We start from the raw sequence: 10,650 nt of genomic DNA, 5'->3' as shown, positions 1-10,650 counted from the left end.
GATTTTACCATCTGGGTACCTCCTGTCTTTTGGGTGACTGTTTGTCAACTCCCATTATAATAGGATGCCCAGATGGTTTTCTATATTTTGGCAAAGTCGCGTGCAAGATTCAGGAAGTAATCTTGTCATGAATGGGGGGACGGATGCAACCATGTTTTCAACGCAGGTTGAGGTCGCAAGGTATTCTTACTCGGACGCAGATTGTGGTGCGCCGGAGAAACTGATTTTTCCAGCCCTTGGGGCCAAGATGCTTCTTTTCCCCGAATAAAACAATAAACGGGCCTTCGACATTTACTCCTGCCGAAAGCCCGTTCATTTCGATTCGCTCCGAATCAACAGGGCCGAGGCCCTTGATATTTTTTTGGCGCGCCTGCAGGGATTCGAACCCCGGACCTGCGGATTAGAAGTCCGCTGCTCTATCCAGCTGAGCTACAGGCGCGAATAAATCGTTTTTTCCCTGGGTGTTTCAAGACACATAAGCATTCTTGAGATAGTCCGAATATTCCTTGTCCGCACTGGAGATATTGTTCAACAGATCATTAATCAGGCCGTTGCTTCCGCCATTCAATACCTGACGCAGAAGGAAATTGGTATTATGCTCCAACTGATTCATTGTTTCGGCGAGTGCTTTTAACTGGATAAGTGTCTTGCGGGACTTTTCTTTCGAGGGAATACTGAGTTCCTTCCTGGAAAGCAGATCGATCATTCGATCGAGCATCGGAGCGCTGTAATGGTCATAATCCTTATAGAGCAAACGAACCCATTCCCTCTTTAAATCCTCCGGCATTCCGCAGTAACTGGCGACAATTTCCGGATCCTGTCCAAACCGCAAGGAATCTTTCAATCTCTTTAGATTCTCCCACACACCGCGTCTCATGTCTTCACTCGGGGCTCTTTTGTCCAACAAGACCTTCCACCGGCAGACGATCTGCATTTCGATCCAATTCTCCGCCTTTTCGGGAGACAGGGTAAGTTCCAGGAATCTATTTTGAACGTTTATCAGTTCCCTGCATGTAGGATCCCATTCTTCAGTCATCTCTTCAAGTGTCTCATTGAGGTTCCGGATGGCCTCTCTCTTCCGGCTTTTCTCTCCACGGTCCTTTAAAAGTGTCTCTTCCCAAAGATCCCGCAGTCGACTGATCTCCAGTTTCACGAGCGAAAAAATCAAACCGGACTTGGTGATGGCGTTTCGCAAGGAGTCGGCAAGTATATTACATGCATTCAGCCTGTCCTTCGCCAACTGCTGAATGGCATTCATGGAATCCTGACGCAATTGATAGGAAAGGAGTTCCGTGCCAAGGGAGCGGGAAAGTCTTTTGATGACTTTGGTTTCCGGGCTTCCGATGGTGATGGTCTGGGGCTTGAAATGGATCTTTATGACGGCGACAACCACGTATTCACTATCTTTCCAAATAACACTTCCATTGTAGTTTCGAGGGAATTCCATCGCCGGATAAAGGTCCAGGTGAAGGTCCGACTTGTGGACCAACACAGGCTCCATATGGTGATAATCCTCGTAAATCCCTTCGACCTGCAATCTGACACTCCGCTGGTCCCTTACAGGGTCTTCCGCGGTCCAGCTTTTCTGTTTTTCCACGCACCAGCCCATGGCCTCTAAGGGTCGGCTGGGATCGTCACGATAATCATTCCATGCCTTACCGGGAGGATTGTACTCCGAAAGTTCGGGCAGTCCCCAGGATATGGTGTTCCTCTCCCGGTCCATTACCCCTGAGGTGATGCGTTCCGCTACAAGATCCGGTGGTTTTCCGATGCGGTAAATCGTTCCCTTATATGCGTTGGGAAGACAAAAAAGCACCGTCTCGATCATGTCGCGGCATGCCTTGACGAGCGCGGATCCTTCAATTTCAATGGACAATGCTTTTCCCTCCCTTTCCAGTCCTTGGGTATTCGGGAAAGAGTCTTTTGAAATTGGTTACTTTAGGACTTTTTTCGATTTTGTCAATAAAAATAATAGAGTATGCCTTGACATTCCAATATTCCAATGACAGACTCCTGATCATGAACAAAGAAGCCATCAAAATCGATTTTTTACCCCGGCTCAAGGATCCACTTTTCATCGCAGGTTTCGAGGGCTGGGGAAATGCACTGGATATCTCCCGTGGCATGGTGGATTACCTTATTCAGAAATTGGAAGCGCGATTGTTCGGTAAGATCAATCCCGATTTGTTTTATCGATTCGATGAAAACCGTCCTCTAGTCGAGATCAAAAACGGATTCCTTGAAGAGCTCCAACCACCGGAAAGTTCATTCCACGTCGCCAAGGGAAGCGGTAGAGACATAGTTATCCTCAAGGCGGTGGAACCAAGTCTTCACTGGTTTCAATATGTTGAAACCATCCTTTCTCTGTGCTCCAAGCTTGGAATCCGGATCCTGGTCAGTCTTGGAAGCATGTACGACAACGTTCTCCACACCGACAAAGTGGTTTCTGCCATTGCCTCAAGCAATGACCTTTTGGCCTCGCTCGAGAAAATAAATGTCAAACCCATCAATTACCGAGGTCCAAGCGCCATCCATTCAACCATCCACTCTATGGCACAGAAACAGGGCTTTGACTGTGTCAGCCTCTGGTGCCACTGTCCCTATTACCTGCAGGGAACGACTCACTTCGGGCTCCTTTCCCATCTTGGTGGGCTCCTGTCTTCCTGGGGAGGTTTTTCCTTGGATACCGATGAGTTGGAGGCCACATGGCAGGAACTGAGCCGTCAGATACAGGGACTCATTGAAAAAAACCCGGAATTGCAGGGGATGCTCGAAGAGCTGCGAAAAGCCAAAGGAAGAGGGACATTGAGTGGAACCCAGAAGGGGAAAAAGGTGATCCGCCTGGAGGATTTCATCAAACCCAAGTGAATCGTCCCCCACGATCGATCACGAGCCAAGGGACCGGCCTTCCCGTTGCAAAATCCTTTTGACCTCCTCCAGGAGATCGGAAACCACCTTCCCGGCCTCTCCCTGTAAAAAGATATCTGTGATGCTGTCCGTGAGGTGGGTGCGTTCCTTGTTGATCTCGATGATAGTGGCACCTGCCTGTTTGGCTATGGATGGTATGGTATTCGCGGGTGAAACAAGAGCCGAAGTTCCCACGATGAGAAGCGCCTCTGCGGATGAAGCCAATTGGAAGGAACGGTTCAGGGCGTCGGGCGGAATCGCTTCCCCGAAAAAAACCACATCCGGCTTCAATACCTTTCCACATTCGCACCTGGGCGGGGTTTCCCCTCTCTTTTCCTCCGCCCTGTATTTTCTATGACACCACAAACAAGACAAGGTACTTGAATTTCCGTGATATTCAATGACGTTCCTCGCCCCCCCAGCCTGATGGAGGTTATCGATATTCTGGGTAATGATGCAATGGAGATACCCCAGCTTTTCCAATTCCCCCATGCTGATGTGTGCCCTGTTGGGTTTGGCCCCTGCTACCAGTTCATCCATCTCGCTTAACATGTTCCAAACCTTCTCCGGGTTTGCCATGAAGGACGTGATGGTGGCGTATTCAGCAGGGTCATATTTTGACCAGAGTCCGCCGGCACTTCGAAAGTCAGGGATTCCCGATTCAACCGATATCCCGGCCCCCGTCAAGGCCAGGGTCATTTTTGAGTCAGTGACAGCCTTTGCTGCGCGCTGAATGAGCTCTTTCATTATAGATCTCCCTTAGGGATAAGGCTTGAAACCTTTGCAAAACGCCTAACTTTGTCCAATCTCTCAGGGCAGGTTCAAACCAGGGACCCGCTTGAAGGGGTCAATAATAATCATTGAATAAGCGGAAAAATGCGGGGGCTCTCTACAATTCGATGATATCAGCCCTCTGGTCTTCCAGGTCCACAACGGCCACCGTAGATTTTCCGTAAAGCCATCCGCCGCATTCGCCGGGGTTGACCACCAGGGTTTTCCCCTCTCTTCGAATCTCCGGGCGGTGTGTATGTCCGTAAACTATGAGGTAATAGTCCTGACTGGAAACCAGGGCGTCCAGGGTCTCGAAATGGTGCCCCAGCAATATCTTTTTTCCGGCATAAGTTTCCACACTTGGAGAGGTCTTGATTCGGCCTTGGCTCACTCGATCAAGAGCGATTTTATCCCCGTCATTGTTCCCCCATACTCCAATTATTTCGCATGGAAGGTCCAGAAACGGCTTAAACGAAAAAGGCGATACATAATCGCCAGCGTGCAGCACTAGATCGACTGCCTCAGCACTAAAAAAACCCACCGCCTTTTCAATGGCCGGCACGTTATCGTGGGTATCGGAAATCAACCCGATCCTCATGGCACTCCACAACTCTCTCCGTCTCTTTCAAGCTGAGATGAAACCTCAATTTTTGGAAATACTTGTAGCTTATATGAGCAATCCTGGGCGCGGAAGTCTCAGGCCGGCAAAAGAAGAATTTTGCCCTCCCTGCTGAGATACTTGGTTATCCTGGCGGACAGGATCCTTTGTTCGCCGAAGATGTTGATCATTTTCACCTGGTCCCCTTCCACTTCGACTTCGTCGACATTTTCCAGGACCAACTCCTCTACCCCGTTCTTCAGTAAATAGGCATGAGCCTCACACATAACCGGACATCCTCCCAAAAAGCCTTTATTAATGTAAATTCCGGCTTATTAGTCCAGGGCCTTCAAAGCCTTGCGGAGACAATCGGTGCTCTTGGCTGTCAGGTCTACCATTTCTCTGATATGACCGGCACTTTGGGCGTTGCCTTCGCTTTCGAGTTGCTCAGCGAACAATTCGTATTCCTCGAGGTGATGTTCATTATGACTGATCCAGTGTTGGAGCCGAATCTTCGCTTTTTCGATGAAATCCATATCGGCCTCCTTCTTTCCATTGAGATAGGACGAATAATAACACAAGTACCAACCCCTTCTCAAGGTAAACCACCCTCCCCTCCTCCTTTCCTGAGTCCAGCGCGATAAAGACAGCATCGCCAGAAGGAAAAATACAGGCTACAATCTTGAAACGCAGCGAACATCCTCCAACAACAACATTCCCCAGCATGAACAAATCGGTTGACTGCGAGGCCTTCCAAGGCTAAGATCAAATGAAATTCAGTCATGTTCATGGGCGTGAACATGGCCTCCAAACTATTCATCATTTAATATCCACCTGTTCACATCCTTATCGACTCGAAACCTGTAGGTTCCAAAAAATCAATGAACGGCCGTTAATATTCAAACAGGTCTCTCCCCTGTTGACCCTTTACCCTTCTTCACCGGGCCCTGATTCACAGGAAAGGAGGAATCAAAATGCAGGCAGATGATATCCTTGAGGGAAAGAAGGTTCTGGTTGTCGATGACGAGCCTGATGTCCTTGAAACCATCGAGGACATGTTGAGCATGTGTCTCATTGACTCGGCCCCTAGTTTTGAGACCGCCAAAAAGTTTCTTGATAAGAATACTTATGACCTCTGTATTTTCGATATTATGGGGGTAAACGGCTATGAGCTGCTGCGGATAGCCACCCAAAAAGGCATCCCTGTATTGATGTTGACCGCCCACGCCCTAAGCCCCGACAATCTCGTCAGGTCCATCAAAGAAGGGGCACATTCCTATGTGCCCAAAGATAAGCTTCCTGAAATCTCCGTCTATGTCAGGGACATCCTTGAGGAGCAAGAGAAGGGTGAGGGGAAGAAGGGGCGTTGGTTCGCCCGCCTGAAACCATTCTTTGACAAACAATTCGGTGAAGGGTGGAAGGAAAAAGACAGGGCGTTTTGGAAAGATTTTGAGAGCAGGGTGATTGTCACCAAAGAAGATGTAGAAAAAATATTGTGATTTAATCCCCTTCTTAAAAATAGGTCCCTTTGGGTTTGCCGTTAAGAGACCTTTGAAAAACGTCCTCTTTTTCCCAATCTCTGCGTCAGGCTTAAATTTTAATCCTCGAAATACTTCAATGTATAGATGCCTGTCCCGCTTGGCATCCCAAGCGGGGCGGTTAAAATTTTCGCCTTCCTTGACCTTGAATAAAATTTGAACATTTTTCAAGGGTCTCGTTAAGGTACAAGGACCCTTTATATGGGTATTCTGACGGAAAAGGTGGCCCCTTTTCCCGTATCACTTTCCAGGGTCAACTCACCTCCCATGTCTTCCACCAGGACCATGACTCCGGCAAGCCCGAGTCCATGGCCCCTTACGCAGTGATCTTTCTGCATGTCCATCTGGAAATAGCATTCGAAAATCTTTTGATGATAATCAAGGGGGATCCCTTCTCCATCATCACTGACAGAGATGAAAAGCGAGCCTTCTCCCTTGCTGATCTTTAATTCGACCAATTGTTTTCGGTACTTCAGAGCATTGTTGAGGAGGTTGCGTAAAACCTGCTTGACTTTACTCTCATCCAATGAAACCTTTTCCCGCCAGAGGCTCTCCTCAATCTCAAGGATGATCCCTTGGTCTTTCATCGCATCCCGGAGTTTTCCAAGATCCTTGCTGGCACGAATGCGCTCGGCCGCTTCATGATCCGTCAAATCGAATATTTCCAGGAGAGTCTGTTCCAGGAGGCTCGATAGGGTGAATTCTGTCTTATGAATGATCCCTTTTGCAGATCGCCCCAACTCAAGGGCATCGTTTACGAGTCTACGGGTAATGATAGCGTTCCTCAATACTCTCTTGAGCACCCTTTCCTGTTTTTCACTCAAGGCACCATATTTTTCTCTTTTCTGGAGCAGGGAAAGGATACCTGCCTCAATGACCGCTAAAGGGACCTTTAAATCATGTATCAAGAAATCAAATTTAATCCTGTTTTTCCCGATATCCATTTCGCGAAAACTCCCTTCCCCTGCCCGTGCCGTATCTGTTCTCCCTGGGAACCAGCGTCATACCCGGGAACATTATAAATCCAGCCTCGATGGCAAGCGATATCTCCCCTTTACTCTACCGAGGAATAGAGGATCCCGGCATAGCCGACGAAGTTGCTGTCAGGCCGAATATCGTAGCTTGTGGCATAGGCAAGAAGGTCACTGTGATCTGCACCAAGGCGCCTTGAAGCGGTGATCGCGGCAGCGACCGCACCAGCGCAACAGGCATTGTGATTTTTCAGGGACTCATGGATAACCTTCTCGGCATCCATTTCAAGCATTCGATCAATGATCATCTTGTCATTGGAGTTTTTTACCCACTCCAGGGCCTTTTCGCCGATACCCCGAGGGGTGAATCCATAGTTGTATCCGTAATGGGTGAGGTCGGTGGAGCCAAGGACAAGAAGGGACTTGCCGAGTTCCTCGGCCAATTCCCCTACCCTTTCCCCGATCTTCAATGCGATGGGAGCCGGCGGGACGCCGATGGGGAGAATACGGACTTCGGGTAAAAAGTATTTGATAAAGGGCAATTGGATTTCTATGGTATTGTCCGGCTCGTAGCGGCTGGCAGTTTCCACTTCGAAAAGAAATTCGGCTGTGAGTCTTTCTGCGAGTTCCAAGTCAATATCAAGGGGACCTAGCGGGGTTGACCAGCTACCCTCTTTCATGATGTAATTCCGACTCGAAGGGTGAAGATGCCTGCCGAAAACAACCACTGTCTCAGCTTTGGGAGCCTTACTGAGACACCGAATTACACCGGAGGCAATTTTGCCGGAATAATACCATCCCGCATGGGGCACAATGCCCCCTATCGGCCTTCTCCCGGTGTCCGGACAGGATATTCCGTTCCTTGAAAATTCCTCGATTGCCCGAATGCAATCCGAAGCGCTTCCTGGATACCAACTGCCGGCTAAATCGGGTTTTCGAACAGCCATCATTCCCCTCCCCGGCCCCTTCATCCGGAGTCTCCGAAAAAGCGAGCTTGAATTCAGACCTTGGAGATATAATATATAGGAGTATCTTGGAGCAAAAAAGCAACCGGAAAATCTGCCTGTTGCCGGACTCCTCACCAACCTTGGCAAGCAGGGCGGTTAAAATCTTCGCCTTCCTTGACCTTGAACAAAATTGCCTGTTTATGGATGGGCACTACCTAAACTGAGCGTTTCAAAATTTTGATGAGATCCTTTTATTTAGATATATCAAAAAAATAGTTCATGGTAGTATCCGACAAGGTATTATAACCTGTAAGGTCAAGGGCATGGCATACGTATATTTTTCAAATCATCAAATTTTGAAACCCTTCGGGATCGCTCAATTTAGGTGTTAATATACACAAATTTCCCGGATTATGGAAATGGGAAAATGGAAGGCCTTTAGATCAATGATGCTTTGAAGGGATCCAACGATATGAACATGCTAACCGACATCACGGAATGGATCGTGAGGATTCCCGTCCTCCTTTTCGCCATAACGATTCACGAATATTCCCATGGAAAGGCCGCCCTTTCTTTGGGCGATCCCACCGCCCAAAGGGCGGGGCGATTGACCATGAATCCCCTTTCTCATATAGATCCAATTGGGGCCATTTGTCTTTTCCTGTTCAATTTCGGATGGGCGAAGCCGGTCCCGGTAAATATCCGTTATTTCAAAAATATCCGGAGAGACACCATTCTCATGGCCCTGAGCGGACCGGTTGCGAATTTGGCGGCGGCCTTTGTAACCGGCATTTTCCTCCGGTTCTATTTCATTCCCAACGAAATCTACCTCAAGGTCCTATTTTATCTGCTTATAATGAACTTGGGTCTTGGACTTTTTAACCTCATCCCCATCCCTCCCCTGGACGGATCCCATGTCCTGGAGAATCTGCTTCATGGCGAGACGCGCAGAAAGTACCTTTCATTTCAGCGGTATGGTCCTTTTTTCCTTTTGGGAATTATCCTGCTGGAAAACGTTACCCATATCGGTATTTTTAACTTCATTCTAGGTGTCCCTATGACTTTCCTGGCACGCCTCTTTGGAGGTGAGAACGTTTACCGTTTGCTCGGGATGATACATTGATAATCCAATAATTCGATCCTTTTTTCCCGGCCCGCCTTTTTTGCCCAATATAGAAACCCCGGCTCTCAAGGCCGGGGTTTCTATATTGAGTTAACGAAAGAAGAAAGCCACAGAATTTATTTGCGAAAATCCACCATTTATGGATGGACACTAAATAGCTATTTTCAATAACTCTTCAGCCAGTTTCACCTCATCGGGGAATTCCGACAGTATCTCATTGACATGGTCCTGTTTTAGTCCGAACTGGAAAAGTATGGATTCGTTGATTCGACAACTGATTCCTTCATGGTGCGAGCAAAACTCGTGAGCAAGAGTAACGTAATACATGAGATTGCTCAGCCTCACCCATGATTCCATGTTGGGTATGATTTTCTCCTTCATGCTTTGGTGATGATTCCTGATGGAATTGACGAGGGTTACAGGAAACTTCCAGTTTTCGGCAATGATTCCGCCCAGTTCCGCATGATCGATACCGAGGACCTCCTTTTCAGCCTGGGTGAAAGTTAATCCCGCCTTTCGAATCAATGCAGCCAATTCCGCCGGGTTTTCAGCCACGTATCTGTCCAGGACCAGCTTCCCCACATCGTGCAGCAACGCGGCCGTAAAGAGAACGGAATCCTCTCTCCTGCCGGCCTTTTTCAGGATCAGCTGTGAAAGTGTAGCTGTCGCAACACTATGTCGCCAGAGCTCACCAGGGTGAAGACCATAACCTTTTTGGGCCTTCATGTATGGGGAAAGGGCCATGCAATTGGCCAGAACGATCTTCACGATGTTCTGGAGACCCAGGAGAGCCACGGCCTGTTCAATGGTGAAAATTTTGACGGGAAGGCTGAAGTAGCTTGAGTTGCAAAGTTTCAGGCAATTTGCGGTAATACCCTGATCGTACTGGATGATTTCCAGGATATCCTTTGCCCCTATATCGGGTGAATCGGCGATTTCCAGGATCCGCCTTGCCACGTCAGGAAAAGGGGGAAGGGTATCTATGGATTCAATTATTTTCTCGACACGATTCGACCCCACGGGGTTTTTCCTTCCTTTTTTTTTATCCCAGATTACGCATGACAAATTTTGAAAGAAGTCATTTATTTAATGATTATAGACTGTTGAGCATCTCTTCGGATCAGATTACATTCACCTAAAAGGTTGCAGTCAGGAAACATCAAATTTATTCAAAATTCGTCACCCTTCGGGATTGCCGATTTTGCCGAATCTGCTGCGTTGTAAGGCGTTCGAAGTACTGAAAGTACGTCTTCGCGCCTTGCGGCCTTGCATCTTCGGCAAACTTGGCAATTGCATAATCCGGGTTTATATCTTTCATCAATGGCTTTTGATGAATCTGAATTTTCAAAAAGCAAACCCTAGCAACGGATATAGTTGAAATAAAGATAGTGGGTCTTGGTAAATCTTTTCACCGTCTCCAGACTCACTCCGACCTCCCTTGCTATCTCCTCCACTCCCCTGCTGTTCCACAAATTCCGGATTTGCACTATCTGTTCCGGGGACAGGGATTTTGTGGGTTCCTCACGGTGGTTGTTCATCCATGAATTTTCAGCCATGATTCCATTCCCTTGCATTTGAATGTTCCTCTATGAGATCGGCAGGAGCAGGGCGCGTCTTTAACAGGTTGCTAAAAAACGTAGCGAGGGCAACTGAGGCAAGACAACATAAAGTGGAATTTTTGCCGGATTTTGGAGTTGAATTGGGGCGTACAACCCACCCATCTATGGGTCAACTTTCTCGTCGAGCAGGCAGCTCAGCTGCAACACATTTTTTTGCTTATCAGCAAAAAAGATTG

General features: G+C 47.9%; 12 protein-coding genes and 1 tRNA gene. 3 read left to right on the top strand and 10 right to left on the bottom strand.

Annotated elements, in window-relative coordinates:
* Positions 1 to 362: 362 nt before the first annotated feature.
* Both JRF57_15495 and JRF57_15490 read right to left on the bottom strand, forming a co-directional pair.
* A tRNA-Arg gene (locus JRF57_15495) sits at positions 363 to 439 on the bottom strand.
* Positions 440 to 466: 27 nt separating this feature from the next.
* Complete coding sequence (locus JRF57_15490) at positions 467 to 1,876, bottom strand: hypothetical protein (protein MBW2305105.1); 1,410 nt, start codon at positions 1,874 to 1,876, stop codon at positions 467 to 469.
* Positions 1,877 to 2,019: 143 nt separating this feature from the next.
* Here JRF57_15490 and JRF57_15485 point away from each other — a divergent pair, with 143 nt between their 5' ends.
* The gene (locus tag JRF57_15485) at positions 2,020 to 2,868 is read left to right on the top strand and encodes a PAC2 family protein (GenBank protein ID MBW2305104.1); all 849 of its coding nucleotides are present in this window, start codon (positions 2,020 to 2,022) and stop codon (positions 2,866 to 2,868) included.
* Between the two features lie 18 nt (positions 2,869 to 2,886).
* On the opposite strand, the gene JRF57_15480 is transcribed toward JRF57_15485, so the two are convergent.
* From JRF57_15480 to JRF57_15465, 4 genes are all read right to left on the bottom strand, one after another.
* Positions 2,887 to 3,654 (bottom strand): NAD-dependent deacylase, encoded by a 768-nt coding sequence (locus JRF57_15480; GenBank protein MBW2305103.1) that lies wholly within the window; start codon positions 3,652 to 3,654, stop codon positions 2,887 to 2,889.
* Between the two features lie 142 nt (positions 3,655 to 3,796).
* On the bottom strand, positions 3,797 to 4,288 hold the full coding sequence (locus JRF57_15475) for a metallophosphoesterase (GenBank protein ID MBW2305102.1): 492 nt from the start codon (positions 4,286 to 4,288) through the stop codon (positions 3,797 to 3,799).
* Between the two features lie 86 nt (positions 4,289 to 4,374).
* Positions 4,375 to 4,563, bottom strand: coding sequence for a CooT family nickel-binding protein (locus JRF57_15470; GenBank protein ID MBW2305101.1), 189 nt, complete (start codon positions 4,561 to 4,563; stop codon positions 4,375 to 4,377).
* Between the two features lie 48 nt (positions 4,564 to 4,611).
* Complete coding sequence (locus JRF57_15465; protein ID MBW2305100.1) at positions 4,612 to 4,812, bottom strand: hypothetical protein; 201 nt, start codon at positions 4,810 to 4,812, stop codon at positions 4,612 to 4,614.
* A gap of 438 nt (positions 4,813 to 5,250) precedes the next feature.
* On the opposite strand from JRF57_15465, the gene JRF57_15460 reads away from it, so the two are divergent.
* On the top strand, positions 5,251 to 5,775 hold the full coding sequence (locus JRF57_15460) for a response regulator (protein MBW2305099.1): 525 nt from the start codon (positions 5,251 to 5,253) through the stop codon (positions 5,773 to 5,775).
* Between the two features lie 236 nt (positions 5,776 to 6,011).
* Here JRF57_15460 and JRF57_15455 read toward each other — a convergent pair whose 3' ends face one another.
* Both JRF57_15455 and amrB read right to left on the bottom strand, forming a co-directional pair.
* Positions 6,012 to 6,758 carry a HAMP domain-containing histidine kinase gene (locus JRF57_15455; GenBank protein MBW2305098.1) on the bottom strand — a complete coding sequence of 249 codons (747 nt, stop codon included), beginning with the start codon at positions 6,756 to 6,758 and terminating at the stop codon, positions 6,012 to 6,014.
* A gap of 110 nt (positions 6,759 to 6,868) precedes the next feature.
* Positions 6,869 to 7,732 carry an AmmeMemoRadiSam system protein B gene (gene amrB, locus JRF57_15450; protein MBW2305097.1) on the bottom strand — a complete coding sequence of 288 codons (864 nt, stop codon included), beginning with the start codon at positions 7,730 to 7,732 and terminating at the stop codon, positions 6,869 to 6,871.
* A gap of 472 nt (positions 7,733 to 8,204) precedes the next feature.
* On the opposite strand from amrB, the gene JRF57_15445 reads away from it, so the two are divergent.
* Positions 8,205 to 8,855, top strand: a complete 651-nt coding sequence (locus tag JRF57_15445; protein ID MBW2305096.1) for a site-2 protease family protein — start codon at positions 8,205 to 8,207, stop codon at positions 8,853 to 8,855.
* A 150-nt stretch (positions 8,856 to 9,005) separates the two neighbouring features.
* On the opposite strand, the gene JRF57_15440 is transcribed toward JRF57_15445, so the two are convergent.
* Entirely contained in the window at positions 9,006 to 9,875 is an 870-nt protein-coding gene (locus tag JRF57_15440; GenBank protein MBW2305095.1) for an HDOD domain-containing protein, read from the bottom strand.
* Positions 9,876 to 10,213: 338 nt separating this feature from the next.
* A complete protein-coding gene (locus JRF57_15435) occupies positions 10,214 to 10,411 on the bottom strand; it encodes a hypothetical protein (GenBank protein ID MBW2305094.1) in 198 nt (65 codons plus the stop codon).
* Positions 10,412 to 10,650: the final 239 nt, after the last annotated feature.

The sequence above is a fragment of the Deltaproteobacteria bacterium genome, from assembly GCA_019310525.1.
In the GTDB taxonomy this organism is placed as follows: Bacteria; Desulfobacterota; DSM-4660; order Desulfatiglandales; family HGW-15; genus JAFDEE01.
The sequence above is the reverse complement of the archived record's forward strand: the minus strand, read 5'-3'. Positions and strand labels throughout refer to the sequence as shown.